Annotated in this window: 21 protein-coding genes; 9 read left to right on the plus strand and 12 right to left on the minus strand. The window is 63.8% G+C overall.

Annotated elements, in window-relative coordinates; genetic code table 11:
* Positions 1-2 precede the first annotated feature (2 nt).
* The 4 genes from F3H96_RS27335 to F3H96_RS27350 all read right to left on the minus strand — a co-directional run bounded on the left by F3H96_RS27335 (position 3) and on the right by F3H96_RS27350 (position 5,226).
* Positions 3-1,142 carry an ABC transporter ATP-binding protein gene (locus tag F3H96_RS27335; protein ID WP_149804777.1) on the minus strand — a complete coding sequence of 380 codons (1,140 nt, stop codon included), beginning with the start codon at positions 1,140-1,142 and terminating at the stop codon, positions 3-5.
* Between the two features lie 79 nt (positions 1,143-1,221).
* Positions 1,222-2,319 (minus strand): polyamine ABC transporter substrate-binding protein, encoded by a 1,098-nt coding sequence (locus F3H96_RS27340; protein WP_149804778.1) that lies wholly within the window; start codon positions 2,317-2,319, stop codon positions 1,222-1,224.
* Between the two features lie 341 nt (positions 2,320-2,660).
* Positions 2,661-3,611 carry a DMT family transporter gene (locus F3H96_RS27345; protein WP_149804779.1) on the minus strand — a complete coding sequence of 317 codons (951 nt, stop codon included), beginning with the start codon at positions 3,609-3,611 and terminating at the stop codon, positions 2,661-2,663.
* 172 nt (positions 3,612-3,783) lie between these two features.
* Positions 3,784-5,226 carry an XRE family transcriptional regulator gene (locus F3H96_RS27350; RefSeq protein WP_149804780.1) on the minus strand — a complete coding sequence of 481 codons (1,443 nt, stop codon included), beginning with the start codon at positions 5,224-5,226 and terminating at the stop codon, positions 3,784-3,786.
* A gap of 253 nt (positions 5,227-5,479) precedes the next feature.
* Between F3H96_RS27350 and aceA the strand changes: the two genes are divergently transcribed.
* The 3 genes from aceA to F3H96_RS27365 all read left to right on the plus strand — a co-directional run bounded on the left by aceA (position 5,480) and on the right by F3H96_RS27365 (position 7,737).
* A complete protein-coding gene (gene aceA / locus F3H96_RS27355) occupies positions 5,480-6,769 on the plus strand; it encodes an isocitrate lyase (protein WP_149804781.1) in 1,290 nt (429 codons plus the stop codon).
* Between the two features lie 54 nt (positions 6,770-6,823).
* The gene (locus F3H96_RS27360) at positions 6,824-7,066 is read left to right on the plus strand and encodes a hypothetical protein (RefSeq protein ID WP_042640947.1); all 243 of its coding nucleotides are present in this window, start codon (positions 6,824-6,826) and stop codon (positions 7,064-7,066) included.
* 290 nt (positions 7,067-7,356) lie between these two features.
* Positions 7,357-7,737, plus strand: coding sequence for a response regulator (locus F3H96_RS27365; RefSeq protein ID WP_244620167.1), 381 nt, complete (start codon positions 7,357-7,359; stop codon positions 7,735-7,737).
* A 150-nt stretch (positions 7,738-7,887) separates the two neighbouring features.
* Here F3H96_RS27365 and F3H96_RS27370 read toward each other — a convergent pair whose 3' ends face one another.
* Entirely contained in the window at positions 7,888-8,595 is a 708-nt protein-coding gene (locus tag F3H96_RS27370; RefSeq protein ID WP_149804782.1) for an HAD family hydrolase, read from the minus strand.
* Positions 8,596-8,873: 278 nt separating this feature from the next.
* Here F3H96_RS27370 and F3H96_RS27375 point away from each other — a divergent pair, with 278 nt between their 5' ends.
* The 3 genes from F3H96_RS27375 (at position 8,874) to F3H96_RS27385 (ending at position 12,859) form a co-directional block, all read left to right on the plus strand.
* Positions 8,874-10,307, plus strand: coding sequence for a glutamine synthetase family protein (locus tag F3H96_RS27375; RefSeq protein ID WP_149804783.1), 1,434 nt, complete (start codon positions 8,874-8,876; stop codon positions 10,305-10,307).
* Positions 10,308-10,428: 121 nt separating this feature from the next.
* Positions 10,429-11,715, plus strand: coding sequence for an FAD-binding oxidoreductase (locus F3H96_RS27380; protein ID WP_149804784.1), 1,287 nt, complete (start codon positions 10,429-10,431; stop codon positions 11,713-11,715).
* 256 nt (positions 11,716-11,971) lie between these two features.
* On the plus strand, positions 11,972-12,859 hold the full coding sequence (locus F3H96_RS27385) for an SH3 domain-containing protein (protein ID WP_149804785.1): 888 nt from the start codon (positions 11,972-11,974) through the stop codon (positions 12,857-12,859).
* Here F3H96_RS27385 and F3H96_RS31350 read toward each other — a convergent pair.
* From F3H96_RS31350 to F3H96_RS27395, 3 genes are all read right to left on the minus strand, one after another.
* Positions 12,843-13,337, minus strand: a complete 495-nt coding sequence (locus F3H96_RS31350; RefSeq protein ID WP_244620168.1) for a hypothetical protein — start codon at positions 13,335-13,337, stop codon at positions 12,843-12,845. The two genes, F3H96_RS27385 and F3H96_RS31350, sit on opposite strands and share 17 nt — an antisense overlap.
* A complete protein-coding gene (locus F3H96_RS31355; RefSeq protein ID WP_244620169.1) occupies positions 13,328-13,855 on the minus strand; it encodes a Mur ligase family protein in 528 nt (175 codons plus the stop codon). Before F3H96_RS31355 ends, F3H96_RS31350 begins: the two co-directional genes overlap by 10 nt.
* Before the next feature lie 242 nt (positions 13,856-14,097).
* The gene (locus F3H96_RS27395; RefSeq protein ID WP_149804808.1) at positions 14,098-14,844 is read right to left on the minus strand and encodes an SDR family oxidoreductase; all 747 of its coding nucleotides are present in this window, start codon (positions 14,842-14,844) and stop codon (positions 14,098-14,100) included.
* Between the two features lie 433 nt (positions 14,845-15,277).
* On the opposite strand from F3H96_RS27395, the gene zwf reads away from it, so the two are divergent.
* From zwf to edd, 3 genes are read left to right on the plus strand one after another with little or no spacing between them, the layout of a single operon-like run.
* Positions 15,278-16,747 (plus strand): glucose-6-phosphate dehydrogenase, encoded by a 1,470-nt coding sequence (gene zwf / locus F3H96_RS27400; protein WP_149804786.1) that lies wholly within the window; start codon positions 15,278-15,280, stop codon positions 16,745-16,747.
* Positions 16,729-17,445: a 6-phosphogluconolactonase gene (gene pgl / locus F3H96_RS27405; RefSeq protein WP_149804787.1), complete on the plus strand. Its 717-nt coding sequence runs from the start codon at positions 16,729-16,731 to the stop codon at positions 17,443-17,445. The genes zwf and pgl overlap by 19 nt, the downstream gene beginning before the upstream one ends.
* A gap of 60 nt (positions 17,446-17,505) precedes the next feature.
* Complete coding sequence (edd, locus tag F3H96_RS27410) at positions 17,506-19,329, plus strand: phosphogluconate dehydratase (RefSeq protein WP_149804788.1); 1,824 nt, start codon at positions 17,506-17,508, stop codon at positions 19,327-19,329.
* A 72-nt stretch (positions 19,330-19,401) separates the two neighbouring features.
* Here the strand turns inward: edd and F3H96_RS27415 are convergent, their stop codons facing one another.
* The 4 genes from F3H96_RS27415 to F3H96_RS27430 all read right to left on the minus strand — a co-directional run bounded on the left by F3H96_RS27415 (position 19,402) and on the right by F3H96_RS27430 (position 25,729).
* On the minus strand, positions 19,402-21,063 hold the full coding sequence (locus F3H96_RS27415) for a VWA domain-containing protein (protein ID WP_149804789.1): 1,662 nt from the start codon (positions 21,061-21,063) through the stop codon (positions 19,402-19,404).
* Positions 21,064-21,178: 115 nt separating this feature from the next.
* The gene (locus F3H96_RS27420; RefSeq protein ID WP_149804790.1) at positions 21,179-22,177 is read right to left on the minus strand and encodes a GlxA family transcriptional regulator; all 999 of its coding nucleotides are present in this window, start codon (positions 22,175-22,177) and stop codon (positions 21,179-21,181) included.
* 19 nt (positions 22,178-22,196) lie between these two features.
* Positions 22,197-23,096: a bifunctional methylenetetrahydrofolate dehydrogenase/methenyltetrahydrofolate cyclohydrolase FolD gene (gene folD, locus F3H96_RS27425; RefSeq protein WP_149804791.1), complete on the minus strand. Its 900-nt coding sequence runs from the start codon at positions 23,094-23,096 to the stop codon at positions 22,197-22,199.
* 212 nt (positions 23,097-23,308) lie between these two features.
* Positions 23,309-25,729 (minus strand): GumC family protein, encoded by a 2,421-nt coding sequence (locus F3H96_RS27430; RefSeq protein WP_149804792.1) that lies wholly within the window; start codon positions 25,727-25,729, stop codon positions 23,309-23,311.
* Positions 25,730-25,852 lie beyond the last annotated feature (123 nt).

Raw genomic sequence — 25,852 nt, forward strand, 5'->3', positions numbered from 1 at the left:
CCCTACCTTGTCAGCACAACGCCGGCATCTGGCCGGAAGGAGACCCAGGCGCGGTCGTTCCATGTGAGCGGATCCTCGGTGACGCGCGAGGCGTTCATCGCGCTCGCCCTTACCATCTGTCCGTCGTCAAGCTTGATATGATAGACGGTCATGTCGCCGAGATAGGCGACGTCATACACCTCGCCTTCCAGCGCATTGACCGCATCCGCGGGCTTTTTCGAGGAGACCTTGATCTTCTCGGGCCGGATCGCGAAAACGATGTCGGAACCGGCGGTGGCGGCGCCACCATTGTCGACGACGATCTGGGCGCCGGTCGCGCCGGTGATGCGCGTCGTGTCCGCCGTGCGCTCGGCAACCCTGCCCTCGAACATGTTCACATTGCCGACGAAATGCGCCACGAAACGCGAGGTCGGCGCCTCGTAGATCTCGGCAGGCGTGGCAACCTGCATCACCTCGCCCTTGTCCATGATGGCGATGCGGTCGGCCATGGTCATGGCTTCTTCCTGGTCGTGGGTGACGACGACGAAGGTGAGGCCGAGTTCCTGCTGCAGGTCCATCAATTCGAACTGCGTCTCCTCACGCAGCTTCTTGTCCAAAGCGCCGAGCGGCTCGTCGAGCAGCAGAACCTTGGGACGCTTGGCGACGGAGCGGGCAAGCGCGACACGCTGGCGCTGGCCGCCCGAGAGCTGATGCGGCTTGCGCTTGGCGAACTGCTCGAGCTTGACCAGCTTCAGCATCTCGGCGACGCGCTTGTCGATGTCGGATCCCGGCATGCCTTCCTGCTTGAGGCCGAAGGCGATGTTCTTCTCCACCGTCATATGCGGGAACAGCGCGTAGGACTGGAACATCATATTGACCGGCCGCTTGTAGGGCGGGATGCCGCGCAGGTCCTGCCCGTCGAGCAGGATGCGGCCCGCCGACGGCTCCTCGAAGCCGGCGAGCATCCTGAGCAAGGTCGACTTTCCGCAACCCGAAGCGCCGAGCAGGGCGAAGAATTCGCGCTCGAAGATGGTCAGCGACAGGTTGTTGACGGCGGTGAAGTCACCGAACTTCTTGGTGACCTTGTCGAACTGGATGTACGGCTTGGCGCTCGGGTCGTTCCATGGCGCGAAATCCCTGCGGATGCTGCCAAGCGATTTCATGGTCCCCACTCCGTTACCTTTCAAATTCCCTAAAACAAAGCAACCCCGGCAGTTGGCTGCCGGGGTCGCGTCGAAATGCTTACTGGCCGGTGACGATCTTGGTCCAGGTGCGCGTGATGACGCGCTGTGTCTTGGGATCGTATGGCGCAACCGTATACAGCTTCTTGGTCGTCTCTTCGTCCGGATAGACCGCAGGATCTTCCAGGATCGCCTTGTCGATGAACTGCTGCGACGCCTTGTTGCCATTGGCGTAGAGCACGTAGTTCGACGATTTGGCGATGACTTCAGGCGTCATCATGTAGTTGATGAACTCGAGCGCGTCGGCGGCATGCGGCGCGTCCGCGGGGATCGCCATCTGATCGAACCACATCTGGGCGCCTTCCTTCGGCACCGAATAGCCGATCTCGACGCCCTGCTTGGCTTCCACCGCACGGTTGCGCGCCTGGAACACGTCGCCCGACCAGCCGATCGCCAGGCAGATGTCGCCGTTGGCCAAAGCGTTGATGTATTCGGACGAATGGAACTTGCGGATATAGGGTCTGACCTTCAGCAACGCCTCCTCGGCCTTGGATATGTCGTCCGGCGAGGTGCTGTTGGGATCGAGACCGAGATATTTCAGCGCCGCCGGAATGATGTCGGCCGGAGAATCCAGCACATAGACGCCGCAATCCTTAAGCTTGGCCAGCTTGTCCGGATTGAAGAACACGTCCCAGCTGTCGATCTTGTCGGTGCCGAGCGCGGCCTGCACCTTCTTGACGTTATAACCGAGGCCGACCGTGCCCCACATGTAGTTGACCGAATATTCGTTGCCCGGATCGTATTTGGCGGTGCGCTCGGAAATGACGTCCCACATGTTGGAGAGATTCGGCAGCTTCGACTTGTCGAGCTTCTGGAACACGCCTGCCTGGATCTGGCGCGCCAGGAAGTTGGCGCTCGGCACGACGACGTCATAGCCGCTGCCGCCGGCGAGCAGCTTCGTCTCCAGGATTTCGTTGGAATCGAAGGTGTCGTAGACGACCTTGATGCCGGTCTTCTTGGTGAAGTCGTCGATGATCGAGCTGTCGATATAGTCGGACCAGTTGTAGACGTTGACGACACGATCTTCGGCATGACCGCTCATAGTAAAAAGCGTCAGCAATGCCGACGTCGCCGAAAGCAAGAGCGCTTTGCGGATCATAATGTTCTCCTTTGGTGAGTGTTCCCGTGCCGGCTCGTCGCGGCATGGGCGCGAGACGGCGTTTGGTTCAGATTATTGAGCTTTCGCGGGAGCGACGAGCGCGCACGTCCGGTGGTGCGCCTGACCCTTGAGTGGCGGTTGTGGTCCCCGCATCCCTTCCAGGAAGCTGTCCGGGCGGCGTCAGCGGCGTTCGCCGCGGAGTAAGCAGAAATATGACGATGCGGTCCGGCCCCGATGAGGCCGGCGGTGACACTTGGCAAGATACGCCTGTCTTGTTGTTGCCGTAATCGCAGCCTGCCCGGGCAGCAGCGGGGTTGTCAATGGCAAACGCTTGCGCGGCGTCAATTAGGCGACGGCAGGCCGGTGACACCCGGCCGCTCGGGGCGCGCCTGCCGCTTGAACTCGAACCCGATATGGACGAGCAGCGCGGTGACGACGACCGCGCCGCCGATGATGGTGCGCACCGACGGCACTTCGGCATGAACCAGCCAGACCCAGATCGGGCCCAGGATCGGCTCGAACGTGCCGAGCAGCGCGGCGACGGCGGCCGGCACCAGCCGCGCTCCCATGGCGAAGAAAGCAAGGCCGACGCCAAGATTGATGACACCGAAGGCGAAGAGGAAGCTCATGTCGCGCGCCGAAACGGCGAATTGCATGGCCTGGGAGGCGGCGAACACCCCGGCAAGCAGCGCGCCGAGACAGGTGGCCGGCACCATGCGTACATGCGCAAAGCGCCGGGTGATGACTGTCGCGAAGGAAAACATCACCGCGATCAGCAGCGCAAGGCCATCCCCGATCGGCGAGACGGACCCGCCCAGGGATTCGGAGACCATGATGGCGACGCCGGTGATGACGGCGGCGATGGCGATCCAGGTGCCTTGACTCACGCGTTCTCGAAACAGCAGCCAGGCGAGCAGGGCAGCCAGGAGCGGCACGCCAGCCTGCATCAAAAGGATGTTGGCGACCGTCGTATAAGCCAGCGCAACGATAAAGCTGGTCGAGGCGGTGGCAAAGCAGAAGGCGACGCCAAGGCCGGGCAGGCCCATATCGCGGAAGAGCCTCAAAGTGCCGCGCCAGCCGTCGCGCCAGACCATGAAGGCGACAAGGAAGGCCACGGCCCACAGCGAACGCCAGAACACCACGGTCCAGCTGTCGCCGACGTGGATGAAACGGGCGATGGTGCCGCCGAAGCTCCACATCAGCGCCGACAGGAAGATCAGCAGCATGCCGATCCGCTCCTCGCGCGGCGAGACGGCAGGCAAGGCAACGCGAGGCGAAGCGGTATCGGTCATGGACGGAAACTGTCAGCGATTTGCGAGCGGCACGATTCACCACGGACGACCAGACTATATCCCATTCGCGTAGCGCAAAGGCGGTCGCCAGGCGTGATCCAGCATCCGCCGAAATATGGGACAAAGCCAGCTCACGCTTCCTCGAGGCCGGGACAGAATCCGGCGGCAGGCGTTATCCCTGGAAATCGAAGGCGCTGAGACCCGTGACCATCTCGTCGAGGCCGAGCGGGCGCGTCACCGGCGGCTCGGCGCGCGCCAGGCAGCCGACGCGCTCGCAAAGCCTGCAGGCGGGGCCGACCGGTGTGGCGAAGCCTTGCCCGGACTTGCCGGCGGCTGACCCCGGCAGCGCGGCGCCATAGACGATCTCGTCGCGGAAGCCGATATCGCAGCCGAGCAAGAGCGCCGTGCGCCGCGGCCGCTCGGAGAAGGCGCCCTGCGGTCCTTCGAGCGTGCGGGCGATGCAGAGGAATTCGGCGCCATCGGGCATCTCCACCGCCTCGACCAGGATCTGGCCCGGCTGGGAAAAGGCCGCATGGACGGGGAGCTTGGGGCAGCCGCCGCCGAAGCGGCTTTGCGGATAGCCCTGACTGCCGGCCTTGCGGAAGCGGTTGCCGGCGTTGTCGACTTCCAGCATGAAGAAGGGCACGCCCGACGCTCCCGGCCGCTGCATCATGGTCAAGCGGTTCGCGGCCTGCTCGAAGGAGACGCCGAAGCGCGAGCGCAAGACGTCGATGTCGTAGCGGGCGCGGACCGCGGCGGCGTGAAAGCCCTGATAGGGCATCATCAGCGCGTGGGCGGCGTAGCGGCCGAGCTCGAAACGGGCGAGCCGGCGCGCCTCGTCGGTGGCGAGCTTCAGCGCCTGGATCTCGCCGGCCACGGCAACCGTCATGCGGATCAGGCTCGCCTCCATGGCGACCTCGCGCAGCTGGTCGAAAGGCGACAGCCGCTCGGACAGGAACAGGCGTTGCGAATGGCGGTCGTAGCGGCGGCGCCAGTTGGGCATGGTGGCGACCGGCAGCACCTTGACGACGATGCCATGCTCGCGCTTCAGCCAGGCCTTCAGCGCGCCGAACAGATCATCGCCGGGATCGAGGACCGATGTGAAGGCCTCCGCCTCCTCTTCCAGCGAAGCAAAGTGGTTTGGCCGGCGCTCGAACACTTCGTGGACTTCATCGGCGGGCAGGCGCGTGCCCGACAGCGCGGTTGCCCTGCCCTCCTTCGCCAGAAGCTGGTTGAGGTCGGACAGGCGCTCGGCCTGCTCGCGATAGGCGCGAAAGAGTTTTACCAACGCCGCCGCGGCATTCGGCGCTGCCTCGGCGAGGTCGATCAGTTCCTGGTCGCCGGGCAGTTCGCCGGCAAGAAGCGGATCGCTGAACGCTTCGCGCAAAGCCGCGATCGAGCCTTTGGTCTCTCCCTGCAGTTCATGCGGATCGACCTTGTAGACGGAGGCCAGCTTGAGGATCAGCTGCACCGTCAGCGGCCGCTGATTGCGCTCGATGAGATTGAGATAGGAGGGCGAGATGCCCAGTCCCTCGGCCATCGCCGTCTGGGTCAGGCCCCTGGCGTTGCGCAGCCGGCGCAACCGAGGCCCGGCGAAGATCTTCTGGTCGGCCATCCCCTGCCATCCTTGACAAGAATTTACATGAACGTGGTGTCCAGCGTCCGCTATGGCGCTTTTACAATCGTGACAAATTTACAGAGATGACCTGTCAATGACAACACAGCTTTTCCTTTATTTTTGGCGCCAATCAACAGTTTTCCTAGGCGCCCTTTCGCGCTGCACTGTAAATGATCTCATACATCGACAGCCCAAAGTGTGCCTTGGCGATGTAGCGACGAAGCAGTTTCCAAACGATCTGGAGTGACCAATGACCGATTTTTACAACCTCGTCCCGTCCGCGCCGGAAGGCCGTTTCGACGGCATCGAACGGCCCTACGCGCCGGAGGATGTGAAGCGGCTGCGCGGCTCCGTGCAAATTCGCCTGACATTGGCCGAGATGGGCGCCAACCGGCTGTGGAAGCTCATCCACGAGGAGGACTTCGTCAACGCGCTCGGTGCGATGTCCGGCAATCAGGCCATGCAGCAGGTTCGGGCGGGGCTGAAGGCGATTTATCTGTCGGGCTGGCAGGTGGCCGCCGACGCCAACACCGCGTCGGCCATGTATCCGGACCAATCGCTTTACCCGGCCAATGCGGCGCCGGAGCTGGTCAAGCGCATCAATCGCACCTTGCAGCGCGCCGACCAGATCGAGACTTCGGAAGGCAACGGGCTTTCGGTCGAGACCTGGTTCGCGCCGATCGTCGCCGACGCCGAAGCCGGCTTCGGCGGACCGCTCAATGCTTTCGAGATCATGAAGGCCTTCATCGAGGCGGGCGCCGCCGGCGTCCACTATGAGGACCAGTTGGCGTCGGAAAAGAAATGCGGCCATCTCGGCGGCAAGGTGCTGATCCCGACCGCGGCGCACATCCGCAACCTCAACGCGGCCCGCCTTGCGGCCGACGTGATGGGCACGCCGACGCTGGTCGTGGCGCGCACGGACGCGGAAGCCGCGAAGCTTTTGACCTCCGACATCGACGAGCGGGACCGGCCTTTCGTCGACTATGACGCCTGCCGCACGGTCGAGGGCTTCTACAATGTCAGGAACGGCATAGAGCCTTGCATCGCGCGCGCCGTGGCCTATGCGCCGCATGCCGACCTGATCTGGTGCGAGACCTCGAAGCCGGATCTGGCGCAGGCCAAGAGGTTCGCCGAGGGCGTGCACAAGCATCATCCGGGCAAGCTGCTTGCCTACAATTGCTCGCCGTCCTTCAACTGGAAGAAGAACCTCGACGACGCGACGATCGCGAAGTTCCAGAGGGAGCTCGGCGCGATGGGCTACAAGTTCCAGTTCATCACGCTCGCCGGCTTCCATCAGCTGAACTTCGGCATGTTCGAGCTGGCGAGGGGCTACAAGGATCGCCAGATGGCCGCCTATTCGGAACTGCAGGAGGCCGAGTTCGCGGCGGAAGCCCACGGCTATACCGCGACCAAGCACCAGCGCGAGGTCGGCACCGGCTATTTCGACGCCGTGTCGATGGCCATCACCGGCGGCCAGTCTTCGACCACCGCCATGCATGAATCGACCGAGCACGCCCAGTTCAGGCCTGCGGCCGAGTAACGGATAACAACCAGAGGAAACGCCCGCAGGGCATTTGCATCGAGGAGAAGACCAATGGCATCGATAAGCCGCGTCAAGGAAAGGGCAGAAGAGCAATCGAGCGCGATGAGCGTCGACCAGCAGGCGACGATCCGCATGCTCGCCAACGATCTGCACAGGCTCAACCAGTCGGTCATGAAGGCAGTCGAGGCGGGAGTCTCGGTGGAACTGGTTCGCTCGGCCAGGCACCATGGCGGCGACGGCAATTGGGGTGACCTTTTGATCCCGGTGATCGTTACCCATCAGAGTCATACTTGACGTAACGTCAACAGTCTCGGCGATTGTCTCCCGCGCGTTATACGTTCGGGAGACTATCGCTTTTTTTCGATCTGCCTTCGTCGCCGAGGATACGACTTGCGCTGAATTCAGCAATTTCTTGCTATATTTTCGACCAAAGCCATTTCAGCTTGACACTGGCCGCGATCTCACTCAATTGTGCCTCAGGTTTCAACCCTGCATTGAACCAGAGTGCCTGCCCGCCGATGTGTCCCGCCGACCGTGACGACCACTCCGAAAAAAATCTGAGACCGGCGGCCCGCGCCAGCGCGATGGCGGACTTTTCCAAGGTGCTCGTCGTGGGAAAATCATCGATCAACCGGGTCGTGGTGTCGAAGATCGTCGAGAAATCCGGACTGAAGCCGATCTCGGAATCGCCCGAGACCGCCGAGAAGGCTCTGAGCGGCCATCGTCCGGGCGCCGTCATCCTGGATGGCGGTCCCGACAACAAGGACTGCGACCGGCTGATGTCTTCCATCGATGCGCTGCGGCGCGGCTCCGGCAAGGCGCTGCCCGCGGTGATCCTGCTCTCAACCAGCAATGGCACGCCGCAAAGCCTTGGCCTGTCGAGCGTGGTCGATGCGGTGGTTGCCAAGCCGATCACGCCCGAGAGACTGCAACCGGTGGTCGATCGTCTGGTCGGGCGCGGCTAGCGCGGTTCACTGTTCCACGAAGCGGCGAAACCGCTCTGTCTTTTCGTTTTGGGGCAATTCCGGCGAAGGCTACGGCGAAGTCGCCGAGCCTAACCGTTTCACACTTTCCGGGGATCGCTCTAATCGGGAATGCGGATCCCCGTAGCGTCGTCAGCCCGTCGTGGCGATGCTTTCGAGCAGCGCCGGCAGTTCGCTCAAGTCGGCGATCTGCCGAAAACGCGGCGCCGCGACCGGCGCTTCGGCATGCTCGGCCGCCCAGGTCAATTCATGCGGGACATAGATGCCCCAGCCGCCGGCGTCGATGGCCGGGACGACGTCGGATTTGAGCGAGTTGCCGACCATCATGCTCTTTTGCGGGCCGTCGCCATGGCGGCTGAAGATGCGAGCATAGGTGGCGGCGCTCTTGTCGCTGACGATCTCGACGGCGTCGAATAACTCGCCCAGTCCTGATTGGGCCAGCTTGCGCTCCTGGTCCATGAGGTCACCCTTGGTGATCAGCACCAGGCGATAGGTGCCGGCGAGCTTCTCGACCGTCTCGCGCGCATGCGGCAGTGGCTCGATCGGGTGGCTGAGCATGTCGCGGCCGGCAGCCAGGATTTCCGCTATCGTCGAGGCTGGAACACGACCTTCCGTGACCTCGATCGCGGTCTCGATCATCGACAGCGTGAAGCTTTTTATGCCGAAGCCATAGAGGCCGAGATTGCGCTTTGCCGCTTCAAGCAGGTTTGCCGAAACGTGGCTTGCCTCACCGTGTTCGGCAAGCATGGCGATGAAGCGCTGCTCGGTCATGCGGAAGAACCGCTCGTTCTGCCACAGGGTGTCGTCGGCATCGAAGCCGATTGTGGTAAGAGCCGACATTGCCACGTCATCCTCCTCATAGACTCATGTATAGATGCTTCACCCGGCCGGCTTCGCCGGCGATAGGTGGGATATAGGCCAGTCCTGGTCCCTGACGAAGTCACAAAGGGGGTGGCGCAAATTCTATGCGGCTCTGTTGCGGCGGCTCGACACAAACCGACCGGCAAAAACCGTAGGTGCGAAGAAAGCGATCTCCGTGTAAGGGCGTGGCGCCTCCCCTTCCCTTCCCCCGTGGCACCCAGCTATAGTTCGAAATCCGCAACACAATCTGGTGAATGATGCCGCCTGAAAAAAAGGAAGTCCGTCCGTCGAGTCGGGGGGGACGCGCCCGCACGCCTGCTTTCCTGAAAAACCAACGCGGTGTGAGGAACTGGAAGGAAGCCAGCGCCTGGCTGGAATGGCGCGGCATCGAGGACATCGAATGCATCACGCCGGACCAGGCAGGCGTTGCCCGCGGCAAGATGATGCCGTCGAAGAAATTCACCTCCAACACCTCGCTGGCGCTGCCTTCGGCCGTGTTCATGACGACGATCTCCGGCGGCTATCCCGAGGACGGCAACGGTTTCCACTATCCCGAGGATGACGGCGACTTGAAGCTGTTGCCAGATCTGTCGACGCTGACCGTCGTGCCGTGGGAAGAAGACCCGACTGCGGCGGTGATCTGCGATCTCGTTCACCAGGATGGCCGCTCGGTCGAGTTCACGCCGCGCAACGTGCTCAAGCGCGTGCTTGCGGCCTATGACGAACGCGGCTTGAAACCAGTGGTGGCGCCCGAGATCGAATTCTATCTGGTGCGCAAGAACCCCGATCCGGACTATCCGCTGACGCCGCCCGTCGGACGCTCTGGCCGGCCGATCGGCGGCGGCGCCGGCTATTCGATCGCCGGCGTCAACGAGTTCGACGAGCTGATCGACGACATCTACCATTTCTCGGAACGGCAGGGCCTGGAGATCGATACGCTGATCCATGAGGAAGGCGCCGGCCAGCTCGAGATCAATTTGCGCCACGGCAACCCGATCGAGCTCGCCGACCAGGTCTTCATGTTCAAGCGCACCATCCGCGAGGCTGCGCTGAAGCACGAGATCTACGCCACCTTCATGGCCAAGCCCATCCAGGGCCAGCCGGGCTCGGCCATGCACATCCACCAGTCGGTGGTGGACAAGAAGAGCGGCAAAAACATCTTCTCGGCCGAGGACGGCTCCGAGACCGATGCGTTCTTCCACTTCATCGGCGGCATGCAGAAGCATGTGCCGAACGCGCTGGTGATGTTCGCTCCTTATGTCAATTCCTACCGTCGGCTGACGCAACAGGCGTCGGCGCCGGTCAACAACAAATGGGGTTATGACAACCGCACCACCGCCTTCCGCGTGCCGCGCTCGGACCCGGCGGCGCGGCGCGTCGAAAACCGCATCCCATCCTCGGACGCCAATCCTTACCTGGCGCTCGCGGCGTCGCTTGCCTGCGGGCTGATCGGCATGACCGGGAAGGCCAAGGCCGAGCCGCCGGTGCTGACCACGGCCAACGCCGACGAGATCGACCTGCCTCGCAGCTTGCTGGAAGCGGTCGACCTGTTCGAGGCCGACAAGGAGCTCTGCACTCTCCTCGGCAAATCCTTTGCCGCCACATACGCGGCGATCAAGCGGGCCGAATTCGAGACCTTCATGGAAGTGATCAGCCCCTGGGAGCGGGAGTATCTGCTGCTGAATGTGTGAGCGGCGACTTCGTCGCTTGAATGGTGAATGGTGAGTAGTTTCATACTGGACGGGTGAACGCAGCCAGCGCGCTTTCGCGAAGCCATTCACTATTTACCATTAACCATTGACTGGCGTTCCCATGCCCTACCAATCTCCCATCTCGCCCGGCCGTTCCTGGTATGAGGATACGGCCGGACCGCGTCCCGAATACCCGACGCTCGACGGCGACCGCCAATGCGACGTCGTTGTCGTAGGCGGCGGCTTCACCGGCTTGTCGGCGGCGGCGCATCTCGCCAAGGCCGGGACAAATGTCGTGCTGATCGATGCGCACCGTTTTGGCGACGGCGCGTCGGGGCGCAATGGCGGCCAACTCGGCACCGGCCAGCGCGCCTGGGCGGAAGAATTGGAGGCCGAATATGGCCTCTCGCGCGCCAAGGCATTGTTCGACCTGGCGGAAGAGGCGAAGGCGCATCTGCTTGAATTCGCCGCCGCCAACGCGATCGATATCGACTATATGCCAGGTCAGCTGTCGGTGGCGCACAAGAAGCGTTACCTCGACGATTACAAACGCCACGCCGAGATCATGGCGCGCCGCTTCGGCTATCCCCATGTCAGCTTCATGGACGCGGCCGAGACGGCGGAGCGGCTGGGCTCGACACGCTATTTCGGCGGCACGCGCGACACCGGCACAGGACACATCCACCCGCTGAAGCTGGTGATAGGCACGGCGAAAGCGGCGGCGGTGGCCGGCGCGCATCTCTTCGAACAGACGCCGTCCACCGGGATCATTTCCAACGGCGGCAAGGTGAAGGTCTCGACGCCCACGGGCACCATCACCGCCGACAAATGCCTTATCGCGGTCAACGCCTATGGCGGCAATCTGGAACCGGTGAGCGCGGCGCACATCATGCCGATCGGCTCCTTCATCGGCGCGACGGTGCCGCTCGGCGCCACCTCAAAAGTGCTGCCCGGCGGCGAGTCGGTGGATGATTCCCGCTTCGTGGTGCGCTATTTCCGCAAGTCGAAGGACGGCCGCCTCCTGTTCGGTGGGCGCGAGGTCTATGCCGTCAACGATCCGAAGGACATCCATATTCACATCCGCAGGCAGATCACCGAACTCTATCCGGACCTGAAGGATGTCGAGATCACGCATGGCTGGGGCGGCTATGTCGGCATCACGGTGCCGAGAAAGCCGTTCGTGCGCGAAGTGATGCCGAAGGTGATTTCGATGGGCGGCTATTCCGGCCACGGCGTCATGCTGTCGAACTTCTTCGGCAAGCTCTATGCCGAAACCGTCGCCGGCAATCGCGACCGCCTGAAGCTGATCGAGGATCTGAAGATCCCCGCCTTTCCCGGCGGCCGCCGTTTGCGCGCGCCGCTCCTGTTTCTCGCGCTCAGCTGGTTTGCGCTGCGCGATAGAATCTGAAGCCGGCCGCTCAGCCGAGGCGATCGATTCGACCCGGCGGCTTCCACGCCGCAGGTTGTGGAAGTCTTAACGGACGGGCAGAATTTCGCGAATTGGCTCACTCATGCCATAATCAGCGGCGAAGGATGCCATCCTGGGCGATAATCCGGGGACTTCGCGGACCTGTCCGCAAACGATTACGGGACCGATGCCGATCGAGGCCAGCATGACGGCCATGATCGAAAGAACGTCGGCCCGCTTGTTGGAGGTGGTTTGAGTGAACGAGCCCTTCAGTTTCGGCGTGCCGGAACGGCAGCGCTTTACAATGCAGTTCGGCTATAACGTACAGCCATCCTTGTGGCAGAGGGTGCAATCGAACGCGCATCTGGTCATTGCGGCGGTCGGCACCGCCGCGCTCCTCGGCGTGGCCGCGGTGGCGCTATGGCTATGCTTTCCGAGCAATGACCGGCAAGTGGCCGCAGCGAGTGCCGAGCAGGCCGTTCCGACAATTCCGGTGAAGACAACGCAGATCGCTCCAGCTGTTGCGGCTGTCACCGTGGCGGCAGCACCGCAGGCCGCGCGCAAGGCGGATGCGGTTTCGCGGGCAACGGCGGCGCGCGAAGCCAGTATTCCTGCGTTGGCGCCGAACAGCCCCCGCTGGACGGCTTCGGACTCCACGACGCCGCCGGCCCAAGTCGCGGATCAACCGGTTCCACCCAAGCAGGCCGCCGAGCCGAGCGCCGCGCAAGCAACCGATACAGCCTTTGCCGAGCCCGCCGCCGAGAACGACGCTTCGAACGCGCTGTCGCAGGTTGCCGCTCCCGCGAGCGATACGCCGACGGCCGCTAAGAAGCCGGACGACAAGATGGACGTCCAGACCGCCGCGATTCCCGAAGCCAAGGCGCAGGTTGCCGATGCCGAGCCGGCAGCGGCCGACAGCGCGGCCGAGGCAAAGCCGAAATCTCAAAAAGTCAGCGCTGCGGCAAACGGCCGCGTCTTGAGGGCTGTCACCATGCGCTCTGGACCGAAAAAGGGCGCCGCCGCGATTGTCACCATACCCGCCAAATCGTCGGTTCAGGTGATGGGCTGCAAGCAATGGTGCGAGATCGTCTATAACGGCCAGCGCGGCTGGGTCTACAAAAGCTACGTCAAGACCGGCGCGTAAGGCTCAGCCCGCCAAGCAGCCATCCGAAGCGACGTCTTCTGCGCTCAAACCTGCGCTTTGCGAGGAAGGACCCGTGCTCCTCGAAGGGCACCTCATACAGGCCGCAACCCTGGCAGGTTTCTTTCTTGCCGCATACCGGAATCCAGCATCTGACGTCGTGCGTCCAGGCGAGCGCGATCCTCTCCAGATGAAGATTGCCGGAGTTCTTAAGGAGGATCAGTTCTCCAGGGACGGCCGTCCGCTTGATATGATCCGAGACTTCCTTCGGGGTGCGAAGCTCGACGAAGCGGCCGCTGACACGGTCGGCCTGGCCCGCGCGTGAACGATGGGCGTTGTCGCCCGTGCAGATGACCTCGTCTGCAATATCGCGCGCGGCGGCATAGGCAGTGCCGTATTTCCTCGACGACCCGGCATAGTCGGAAATCTGGCCGAGGACGATGCGCTTGCGGACAACCTTGGCTTTCGCCATCATCTCCAAGGCGCGCCGCATATCCCGAATTGCTGCGATTTTCGTAAATATCGGTGAACCCGGTAGTCAGCGTTCTCGGCCTGGCCGAAGGTCGCAGTCCGCCATTTCGCGCCCGACGCCATGGCGAGCACCAGCGGGTCGTCGCAATTGAGCACCGCTATTCCGTCGGGCTTCAGCGCATCGACCAGCGCCCGTTTCTCCTGCGCTACGGCTTCCAGCGTCTTGAACTTGCCGACATGCTCCAGTCGGACCATCGTCACGAGCGCCAGGTCCGGCTTCAGCATCCGCGCCACGGTTTCGATCGTACCGAAGTCGGAGGCGCCGGCTTCGAAAACGACATAGTCGACTTTGCCGGCCCGGCGCAAACGCTTGTAGAGCGTGCGAACCAGCGCCGCGATGGTGTTGGCCTGCACCTGCAAATGCACGTTGCCGTGCGCCCCCATGATATGCCCCAGCAGGCTGGCCGAGGTCGACTTGCCGGAACTGCCGGTGATACCGATAAACGTCGCCTTGCTTCGCGCGCGCACCCAACGTGCCCGATAGCGTCGCAGTCCCCACCCGAAGTCCTTGCGAATTTTGCGCAATCGCAGCTTCATAGCCCGCCGGTATCTAACCCCGGTCCAATATGCCCTGTGGCAAATTCTCAAGTCAAACAGGCGTCGCAGGTCAAGAGTATTTCACCGTTTCACGGAAATGGGGAAACGCTCTATCTCTTTGTTTTGACGCAATTCCTGACGGAAAACCGGGTCACACTTTTCAGGGAATTGCTCTAGATGCAGCGGCCGCCGTCGACCTCCAGCGCCACCCCGGTGATGAAAGCGGCTTCATCCGAGGCCAGCCACAGCGCCGCATTGGCGATGTCGAGCGGGGTCGAGAGCCGACCGAGCGGGATCGAGGCGCGGAATTTTTCGCGGATCTCCGGCGTGTCGGCGCCCATGAATTTCTCCAGCATGCGGGTCTCGCCGGCGACCGGGCAGAGGCAGTTGACACGGATGTTCTTTGGCGCCAGTTCGACGGCCATCGATTTCGTGGCGGTGATCGCCCAGCCCTTGGAGGCGTTGTACCAGGTCAGGCCCGGCCGCGGCCGAAGCCCCGCCGTCGAGGCCGTGGTCAGGATGACGCCGCCTCCCTGCCGGTCCATGATCGGCACGACGGCGAGGGCCGCGTGGTAGATCGCTTTCATGTTCACGGCGGTGATCAGGTCGAAGGTTTCCTCATCGACGCCGAGCATATCGCCGTTGCGGTGGGTAAAGCCCGCATTGTTGACCATGATGTCGACGCGGCCGAAGGCGCTCTTGGCGGCATAGATCATCTCGTCGAATTCGGAGCGCAGGGAGACGTCGGTCTGGGTCCAGATCGCGCTGGAGCCGATCGCTTCGGCCACGCGCTCGGCGCCCTTGGCATTGAGGTCGGCGACAACAACGCGCGCGCCTTCTTCGGCAAAGCGCTTTGCCATGCCTTCGCCGAAGCCCGACGCGGCACCGGTGATGATGGCGACCTTGTTTTCCAGACGCATGGTTTTCCCGCTCATTGGATTGTCTCGTGGTTTCATATGCTGCCGACATTTCGTTTGCCTAGGCCGCCAGGATTGCGACAAGGCCGACTGCCGGCAGTATCTGCCTGAAGCGCGTCCCGCTGAAACGGATTCAGGCGACGCGCGCTTTACGTCTCTGTTTTGATGCATGTCGTTGTCCCAGAAACCGCTGCGCGCTTCCGGGCGACATGCATTAGCTTTCGTCACATTCGCGTTCTATGGTGCAGGTGCGAACGCCTCCGGAAGCCATGGCTTGCCGACAAGCTTGCCGGTGGCGCGAGTGTCGGGGAAACAGGTGGACCGACGCAATAGCAAGCGATTGGTCCTCACATGTGACACCATGGCACTGGAAAATTTAAATCGATTAGAATATACCAACCATGCTGCCGGCGCCCGGCATCAAATCGGACTGACCATGACCAGCCAGATCATCCCTGTCGATCCTTTCGACTTCATCATCTTTGGCGGCACCGGCGACTTGTCGGAACGCAAGCTCCTGCCGTCGCTCTATCATCGCCAGCGCGATCATCAGTTTTGCGAACCGACGCGCATCATCGGCACCTCGCGTTCGAAGATGAGCGACGCCGAGTTCCAGGCCTTCGCCAGGCAGGCAATAGCCGACCATGTGAAGCCGGCCGATATCGACCAGAAGGAGCTGGAAACCTTCCTGGCGCGACTGTCCTACATTCCCGCCGACGGAACGACCGGCGCCGGCTTTGACGAGCTCAAAAAGGCGATCGGCGACAGCGACCGCGTCCGGGCCTTCTATCTCGCGGTGGCGCCGGCGCTGTTCGGCGATATCTCGCACCAGCTCAAGCAGCATAAGCTGATCACGCCGAACTCGCGCATCGTGCTGGAAAAGCCGATCGGCCGCGACCTTACCTCGGCGCGCGCGCTCAACGACGCGGTGGGCGACGATTTCAACGAGGGCCAGATCTTCCGCATCGACCACTATCTCGGCAAGGAAACGGTGCAGAACCTGATGGCGCTGCGCTTTGCGAACGCGCTCTATGAGCCGCTGTGGAATTCGGCGCATATCGACCATGTGCAGATCACGGTCGCCGAGACCGTCGGCCTGGAAGACCGCGTCACCTACTACGACAAGGCCGGCGCGCTTCGCGACATGGTGCAGAATCACATGCTGCAGTTGCTTTGCCTCGTCGCCATGGAAACGCCGTCCTCGATGGACGCCGACGCCGTTCGCGACGAGAAGCTGAAGGTGCTGCGGGCGCTGAAGCGCATCAACGGCAATGAGGCGCCCAAGCATACCGTGCGCGGCCAGTATCGCGCCGGCGCCTCGGCGGGCGGTCCGGTCAAGGGCTATGTCGACGAACTCGGCAAGGGCAGCGACACCGAGACCTTCGTCGCCATCAAGGCCGAGATCGGCAACTGGCGCTGGGCCGGCGTTCCCTTCTACCTCAGGACCGGCAAGCGGCTCGCCACCCGCGTCTCGGAAATCGTCATCGAGTTCAAGCCGATCCCCTATTCGATCTTCGGCGAGAGCGCCGGACCGATCTTCGCCAACCAGCTGGTGATCCGGCTGCAGCCCGACGAAGGCGTCAAGCAATACATCATGATCAAGGATCCGGGACCGGGCGGCATGCGGCTGCGCCAGATCTCGCTCGACATGAGCTTCGCGCAGTCCTTCGACGGCCGTGCGCCGGACGCCTATGAGCGGCTGATCATGGATGTTGTGCGGGGCAACCAGACGCTGTTCATGCGCCGCGACGAAGTCGAAGCCGCCTGGAAATGGATCGACCCGATCCAGAACGCCTGGGAGAGCGCCAGGCAAGAAGCACAGGGCTATACCGCCGGAACCTGGGGACCGTCGGCCTCCATCGCGCTAATCGAACGTGACGGACGGACATGGCACGAGAGCAATTGAGCGAGGCCCACTACAACTGGAACGGCTTTGCCGATCGGCAGGACCTGGCGGCGGCGCTCGCCGGTGATATTGCCGGCCGGCTGACCGGCGCCATCGCGGAACGCGGCATGGCGCTGCTCGCGGTGTCCGGCGGCACCACGCCGGCCAAGCTGTTCGCCGCGCTGTCGACCACGCCGATCGCCTGGGACAAGGTCACCGTGACGCTGGTCGACGAGCGCTTCGTGCCGCCGTCTTCGCCGCGCTCGAATGCCGGGCTGGTGGCGGCGAACCTGCTTCAGAACGAGGCCGCGACAGCGCGCTTCGTGCCGCTTTACCACGAGGCGGCAAGCATCGAGGATGCTGCGGCAGCGGACAGCGACGCGCTGCGGTCGCTGCCGTGGCCGCTCGACGTGGTGATCCTCGGCATGGGCGGCGACGGCCACACGGCCTCGTTCTTTCCCGATGCCGGCGACCTCGACGAATTGCTCGATCCCGCCTCGCAGCGGATCGTTCTGCCGGTGCACGCGGCGAGTGGCGGCGAGCCGCGGCTCACGCTGTCGATGGCGCGCATCATCGCCGCCGGCTGCATCGCACTCCATATCGAAGGCGAGGACAAACGCGCCGCCTTCAACGACGCGATGGGTGCCGGCGCGAAAAAGCCCATCCGCAGAGTGCTCGAGGCAGCGCCGAGACCTATAGAGGTGTTTTGGGCACCCTGATTTCACTGAGGACAGCCCGGTGACAGAGGGAGGCCGTTGCCGGGCTCGAAAGGACGGACCATGACAGCCAGAAGAGAAATCGAAGCCATCACGGAACGCATCCGCCAACGCTCGCAAGCCGGCCGCGAAGCCTATCTCGGCCGCATCGCGGAGGCTTCCAGCCGCACGGCCAACCGCGCAGTGCTGGGTTGCGGCAACCTCGCCCACGGCTTTGCCGTGTGCAGTCCCTCCGAAAAGATCGCGCTTGGCGGCGATCGCGTGCCGAACCTCGGCATCATCACTTCCTACAATGACATGCTGTCGGCGCATCAGCCCTTCGAGACGTTCCCGGCGCTGATCAAGGAAGCGGCGCGCGAGGCCGGCGGCATCGCGCAAGTCGCCGGCGGCGTGCCGGCGATGTGCGACGGTGTCACCCAAGGCCAGCCCGGCATGGAGCTGTCGCTGTTCTCGCGCGACGTGATCGCCATGGCGGCGGCGATCGGCCTGTCGCACAATATGTTCGACGCGGCCGTCTTCCTCGGCGTCTGCGACAAGATCGTTCCGGGCCTGGTGATTGGAGCGCTTACCTTCGGGCACCTGCCGGCGGTCTTCATCCCGGCCGGACCGATGACGACCGGTCTGCCGAACGACGAGAAGGCCAAGATCCGCCAGCTCTATGCCGAGGGCAAGGTGGGTCGTGCCGAGCTGCTCGAGGCGGAATCCAAATCCTATCACGGGCCGGGCACCTGCACTTTCTACGGCACCGCCAATTCCAACCAGATGCTGATGGAAATCATGGGCCTGCACACGCCCGGCGCCTCCTTCGTCAACCCGGGCACGCCGCTGCGCGACGCGCTGACCAGGGAAGCGGCCAAGCGCGCGCTGGCGATCACCGCGCTCGGCAACGCCTATACGCCGGTCGGGCGCATGATCGACGAGCGCTCGATCGTCAACGGCGTCGTCGGCCTGCACGCCACCGGCGGCTCCACCAACCACACCATCCACCTGATCGCGATGGCCGCGGCCGCCGGCATCGCGCTGACCTGGCAGGATATTTCCGACCTGTCGGAGGCCGTGCCGCTGCTCGCGCGCGTCTATCCGAACGGGCTTGCCGACGTGAACCATTTCCATGCCGCCGGCGGGCTCGGCTTCCTGATCCGCGAGTTGCTCGATGAAGGTCTGCTGCACGAGGACGTGCAGACCGTGTGGGGCGAAGGCCTGCGGCCCTATGCTGTCGAGGCGAGGCTCGGTGAGGACGGCGGCGTGGTGCGCGAAGCGGCGCCTCTGCAGAGCGGCGACGAGAAGGTGCTGGCGCCGGTCAGCAAGGCGTTCCAGGCGACGGGCGGCCTGAAGATGCTTGGCGGCAATCTCGGCCACGCCGTCATCAAGACCTCTGCCGTCAAACCGGAACGCCGCGTCATCGAGGCGCCGGCCAAAGTGTTCGACAGCCAGCAGGCGCTGAACGATGCCTTCAAAGCCGGCACGCTGACCGGCGATTTCATCGCGGTTGTCCGGTTCCAGGGGCCAAAGGCCAACGGCATGCCGGAGCTGCACAAGCTGACCACCGTGCTCGGCATCCTGCAGGATCGCGGCCAGCGCGTGGCGCTGGTGACCGACGGGCGCATGTCGGGCGCTTCCGGCAAGGTGCCGGCGGCGATCCACGTGACGCCGGAAGCGGTCGAGGACGGACCGATCGCCAGGATCCATGACGGCGACGTGATCCGCCTCGACGCCGAGGCCGGCACGCTCGAAGTTCTGGTGCCGGGGACGGAATTCGCGTTGCGCCGTACCGCCGACGCCGACCTCATCGGCAACGAGTTCGGCTTCGGCCGCGAGCTGTTCGCCGGCTTCCGGCAGCTGGTCGGCCGCGCCGACCACGGCGCGGCGGCGTTCGGAAACGCGTGATCTCGTCTCCGGGACCATCTGCAAAAGAGCGGCCCTGAGCCGCTCTTACTTTTCGCCTTGTCCGGCCAGGCCCTACTGGACGGTGAGTTCGTTCCGCTCGCCGGCCTTGACCGTGAAGGGCGTTTCCTTGTCGGCCTTGTCGGTGGTGAAGTTGGTCACCAGCATATAGTCGCCCGCGGCAAGCGTCGTCTGCATCTTCTCGCCATAGGCGTAGGTCACCTGCTTGCGCTCGCCCTGGATGTTCTTCTTGGCCTCATAGATCTTGAAGCCGTCCGCGCCTGGCGCGTCGACCGCCACCACACCGGCATTCAGCGTCACGTTGACATCGGTCATTTGCCCGACGGTCACGCTGAAAGGCTGTTCGGTGGACACGGCTTGCACGTCGACACCCATCACATAGTCGCCGGGCGGCAGGTCGAACTGACTGTCGGCACCATAGGCATAGGTAACCTGATCGCGGGTGCCGTCGAGCTTCTTGGCGGCCTTGTACACTTTCCAATCCACGTCGGCTTCGGCCTTCTCGCCGCCCTGGATGTAGAAGGCGTTGGCCTTTGCCTTGCCGACGCCGACGACCATGTCCTTGTCGACGACCTGGCCGGCGAGAAGTTGCATCGTCTCGCTCGCCTCGCCGGCTCCCAGTCTCACCGTGATCTTGGTCTCGCCGGACGGGACGACGTACGTGACCTCGCCATAGTTGCTGTCCGATGTGCCGCCGGGATAGGCGATGCTGATCTGCGCCGCACGGTCGATGTCGGCGCCTGGCGCCGGCCGCGCGTGGATGGAAATCTCGGCGGCGTTCAGGTTGAGCGCCGGCTCGGTGGCTTTGTCGGCCGTCAGCGAGACCTTCTGCTCGGCCCTGGTCGCACCGCTGGTGGCGACGACGATATAGTTGCCGGCGGCAAGGTGGAATTTGACGGTGTTATAGCCGTAGTCGACGTGCTCGCCGCCGGTTCCCTTGGCGTCGTCCTTGAAGATCTCGAAGTAGACGTCGGACTTCGGCGCCTCGCCGCCCTCTTTCAAGAACGCTTTCGGGATCAGATTGTAGTCGACCTCGGCAGCTCTCGGCGCGGGAGCCGGCGCCGGTACGGGAGCTGGCGCGGGGGCCGGCGCAGGAGCCGCGACGGTTTCCACCAGCGCCTGCTGCAGCGCCTTCTCGTCGGAGGCCTGGATGTATTTGCCGCCGGTGTTTTCGGCGAGGCAGGCGATCTGCTTGCCTTCGTCGGCGGTCAGGCCGAAGCCGACGACATCGGCGGTGAAGTCGACGCCGCTTTCCTTGAGCTCCTTGCCAAGCGCGCAAGGATCGCCGCCGCAGGTTTCAAGCCCATCGGTGATGAGAACCACGGTGGCCTTGTCCTCGGTGTATTTCAGCGCCTCGGCGGCCTGCTTGACGGCAGTCGTCAGCGGCGTCTTGCCCAGGAATTTCATGCTGTCGGCCGCTGCCGCAATAGCGCTGGCGGAGCCGGCTTGCGGCGGCACGATCAGCTCGATGTCGTCGCAACTGCCCTTGGTGCGATGGCCATAGGCCATGAAGCCGATCTCGTCGTCGGCCGGAACGGACTGCAGCACGGTGCGCAGCGATTCGCGTGCGATCTCGAGCTTCGGCTTGCCGTCGATCTGGGCCCACATGGAGCCCGATGCATCGAGGATGATGATGACCTTGTTGGCGGCAAAGCCGAATGTGGTCATCGACAAAAGGAGGATCGCCACAGCGACGCTCCGTGCCAGTCCCGCCATGAAAATCTCCTGAGTGACCCCCCGTCCGCGTCTGGAAAGCTATTTGACGCGGCCTCGGGATACAAGCCTGCGGGCGGTGCTTGCTGCTCGGGCACTCGCTCGCAGAGGCTCAATATCAGTAGGTGGTGCGCCGCTCCTCCGAGGGCGGGCGGCCGAACTGCAACCGGTAGCTCTGCGCGAAATAGGAGTGCGAGGTGAAGCCGGTGGCGATCGCCACGTCGAGGATCGGCATGTTGGTCTGGCGCAGCAATTCGCGCGCGCGTTCCAGCCTCAGCCGCATGTAATAGCGGCCCGGGGTGACGCTGAGGTGGCGCAGGAAAAGCCGCTCGACCTGGCGCACCGAAAGGCCGGCCGATTTGGCGAGTTGCACCGCAGACAGCGGCTCGTCGAGATGGTCGGCCATCAGTTCGACGATGCGCCGCAGCTTCTCCGACTTGCCGGTGAGATCCCGCTCCGGCCCGACGCGCTGGCGGTCGCCGGCCGAGCGGATGCGCTCGTGCTGGAACTGGTTGGCGACGCCGTTGGCGAGGTTGGAGCCGAAATCGCCGCGCACGATCTCCAGCATCAGGTCGATCGAGGTGGTGCCGCCGGCGCAGGTGTAGCGCTTGCGGTCGATCTCGAAGACGTTGCCGGTACAGTTGATGTCCGGAAACCGCTCCATGAAGCCGGCGCGATTTTCCCAATGGATGGTGCAACGATAGCCGTCGAGCTGCCCGGCTTCTGCCAGAAGATAAGAACCAACCGACAGCGCGCCGAGCGCATTGCCGCGCCGGCCCCAGCTGCGCAAAGCCGCAAGCACCTTGCTCTTGCCGGGAAACTCGATGGAGAGGCCGACCGACACGAACAGGATGTCGACCGGCGGCATGTCGGCGACGGAATAGTCGATCTTGAGCGGCAGGCCGTTCGAGGCCATGACCGCGTCGCCATCGGCCGAAATCGTCGTCCAGCCATAGAAATCGCGTCCGAGCAAGCGATTGGCCGAGCGAAAGCAGTCGATCGCCGCGGCAAGCGAGAACATCGAGAACTTGTCGACCAGCAGGAAGCCGAACTGACGGCCGCCCTGAACGGGATCGTTCGTGATCGGCCGTTCGACGGGAGCGGTCAGGTTCGGCAATGCAAAGGCTTTCTCAAATTCAGAAGGACGGCCGCGGCAGCCCGGCCGCGAGGTAGGCGGAAGCTACAGTGTTCGCCATCAGCATGGCAATGGTCATCGGGCCGACGCCGCCTGGGACCGGCGTGATGGCGCCCGCGGCCTTGGCCGCTTCGGCATAGGCGACGTCGCCGACCAGCCGGCTCTTGCCTTCGCCCTTCTCGGGCGCGGGGATGCGGTTGATGCCGACGTCGATCACGGTCGCGCCGGGCTTCACCCAATCGCCCTTGACCATCTCCGGGCGGCCGACGGCGGCGACCAGGATGTCGGCGGTGCGGGCAAGCGCCGGCAGGTCCCGGGTGCGGCTGTGGGCAATGGTGACCGTGCAGTTGGCGGCGAGCAGCAGATTGGCCATCGGCTTGCCGACGATGTTGGAGCGGCCGACGACGACGGCGTTGAGGCCGGACAGATCCTTGCCGCGGATCCGCTCGATCAAAAGCATGGAGCCGGCCGGCGTGCAGGGCACGAAAGCCGTCTCGAGCTCGCCGGTGCCGAGCTTGCCGACATTGATGAAGTGAAAGCCGTCGACATCCTTTTCCGGCGCGATCGTCTGGATCACCTTGCCGGCGTCGATATGGCCGGGAAGCGGAAGCTGCACGAGAATACCGTGAATCGAGGCATCGGCGTTGAGGTCGCCGATGATCTTCAGCAATTGTTCCTCGGTGGTATCGGCCGGCAACGTATGCTGCAGCGAATGGAAGCCGCATTCCTTGGCGGTGCGCGATTTCGAGGCGACATAGACCTGGCTCGCGGGATCCTCACCGACGATGACCACCGCGAGGCCTGGCCTGGTGGCGCCCTTGGCCGAAAGCTCCGACGTCAGCGCCTTGACCTTCGAAACCACATCCTCGGCGACACGCTTTCCGTCGATCACTTCGGTCATCACGAATTCTCCGTTTTGAGGCCGCATCGATGCATGCCCCATGCCTCAATCAGGCATCTCGATCCGCCAACGCAGGGCGCAGGCGGCAGAAATGCCGCGCGGCATTGTCACGAAAATACGACAAGGCAATCCCGCCAAAGCGTCGTCGGATGCCGTAAACCCGAAACCGGCCGCTTTTATCGAACACCCGATGGTTTCGAAATACGGGCGCTTCAGAAATAGCGGCGCGCGCGGCTTTCGGTCAGCTCGCGCACGGCCTCGCGGAATTCGCGCAGGCTGGCGCGGATCTCGTCGATCTGATCCTGCTGGTCGGCGGGCGACTGGCGGGCCTCGCCGGCGGTTGGCGACTGCGGACGATAGGATGCCGGTGATGCCGAATATCGATCCTCATCGGGATCGGTCCGCATCTGGTCCGGACGGGAGGAATAGAAATCGCCCTGGTCGTATGGCGGCTGGAAGTTTTCCCGCGCCGCCGCCTCACCCCGGGTATAGCGCTCTTCCCGAGTAGGCGCGCGCCAGGCGCTTTCGGGCGGCACAGCGTCGATATCGACCGTTTCGGCCGGCGCGCGCCGGACGAGATAGCGAAGCGCCGAAACCAGCGAGCCGAAGAGCCCCGGCCGGCCGGCATCGTCGGCCGCTGGCGGCGGTGGCGTGACGGATGGAGCCGGAGTCATCACAGCCGCCGATACCGGCGGCTCCCGAAGTGGGGCGGGCGGCGGCGTGAAAGACGAAGCCGGCGGTGGCACGATGGGCGGAGTCGCCGGCGGCGTAACGAGTGGCGGAGCCGGCCGCGGAGCGATCGGGTTGGAATTGTTGTCCAACGTGGGAGCAGGCTCATCGACCCCGCGGCGCGAGCGGACGTCGGCGGTCGCGCGCAGGCTGGCATAAATGCCCCGCAGCGCGCCGAGGCCGATGCCGGCGAACAGGCCGGCGAGCAGGCCTGCCAAAGCTATCACGACGCGCGACGGGCCTTTGGCCTCAAGCGGCGGCTGGGCAGGCGAAAGCACGTTGATGTTCGCGGAATTGACGTTCTTCTGCTCGCTGGTCTCCTTGGCGCGCAGAAGATATTGCTCGTAGACGGAACGCTTGGCGGCGGCTTCGCGCTCCAGCTCGCGCAGCGAAACAAGACTGTTGTTGACGTCGCCGCTCTGGACCTTGGCCTGCGCCAGGCGCGACGACAAATCCTGCTCGAGCTGGACGGAGCGTTTCAGATCGACCTGCAGCGAAGCGGCAATGCGCTGCAATTCGGCGCTGATGCGCTCGCGCGCGCCGGCAATTTGGGCGTTGAGCGCCTGCAGTTCCGGATGGCGCGGTCCGAACTTGATCGCGGCACGGTCCGCCTCCTGCTTCAAAGCCGCGTATTGCGAGCGCAGCTCGCTCATCATGTTGGAGTTGATCTCTTCCGGCAATGTGCCGTTGAGGATCGAGTTGACGTCCAGCGAGCGCGCCGACGCGGCGCGCGCATTCAGCTCCAGTGTGCGAGCGCGCGCCACGGAAAGCTGCTCGTTGAGCTTAAGCATCTGGTCGTCGCTGATCAGGCGACCCTGCGCGTCGACGAGGTCGTGCGTGGCCCTGAAGTCCTCGACGTTGCGCTCCGCCGCCTCGACGCCCTTGCGCAACTCATCGAGCTTGGACGTTAGCGCGCTCGTCGCACGACCGGCCATGTCGGACTGGTATTGGCCGATCTCCCGCTGGAAGACGTCTCTCGTCGTGTTGGCGATCAGAGCAGACTTCTCGCCATCCTGCGTGGTGGCGCTGATGGAGATGACAAAGGTTTTGCCGGTGCGATCGACCGACAGGCTGTCGGCCAGATTGCCGACGGCCAGCGCCTGGCGGCGGACCTCGCCAGTCCCGGCCTGCTCGTCACGTCGCGACAGTATCGAGCGCATGAATGACATGACGCCCAGGCCGCCGGAACCCTGCCCGTTGAACTCCGGATCGTTGACGAGATTGAGTTCCTTGACGACCTCGCCGAGAACCTTGCCGGACGTGACCATCTTGATCCGGGTTTCGACGACGGCCAACGCGGCATCGGGCTCTCCCACCGACTGGGTGAGATCGCGATCGGCAAGCTTCAGGTCGCCGGGTTCGATGGTCAACTCAGTAGTTGCCCCGTATATTTTCGGCGTCGACAGCGCGATGGCGATGCCAAGGGCGGCGCCCAGGATCGTTGTGGATAAGATCAGCGCCTTGGAGCGAGCAATGCCACCGATGACCTGGACCGGGTCGATCAGGGGTTTCCATTCCTGGGGATCGGGATTCTCCGCTGCAAGCACGCGCCTTGGCCGGCGAGGCTCAAAGGCGGCTGGCGGCCCGTCGTTCGAAACGCGGCTGTCGCCCTGCCCGGTTGCAGCATGGCGATCCTTTGCGTCCAAATCATCCGAGGCTTCGATCGGATGCAAAGCCGGATCGGATCGTGCCTGGTCAAACGCGCCACTGTCCCCGGGCTGCGGATGCAACCGCCTTTCGCGCTCTGAGCGCGCGGCGCGATGGCGCTCGGCGGCATCCTCGCGCCACGACGAGTTGGCGCGTTCGCCAATCGAAACCGTGTTGTCCTCGCCGCGCATGGCCTGGCCGAGCGCGAGCAGGGAACGCTCGCGCCTCCAGTCATCACGGTTATCCCTGTCGACCATTGTGCTGGAACTTACTCTTTGGCGGCTTGGGCGCGGCGGATCGGCCAATCGTTAAGCCACGCTAAACAGGCATAGGAAACAAAAGGTTAATTTTGCGCCTCGACGGACATAGTTTCTCGCCTC

The sequence above is a fragment of the Mesorhizobium sp. NFR06 genome, assembly GCF_900115245.1.
Classification (GTDB): domain Bacteria; phylum Pseudomonadota; class Alphaproteobacteria; order Rhizobiales; family Rhizobiaceae; genus Mesorhizobium.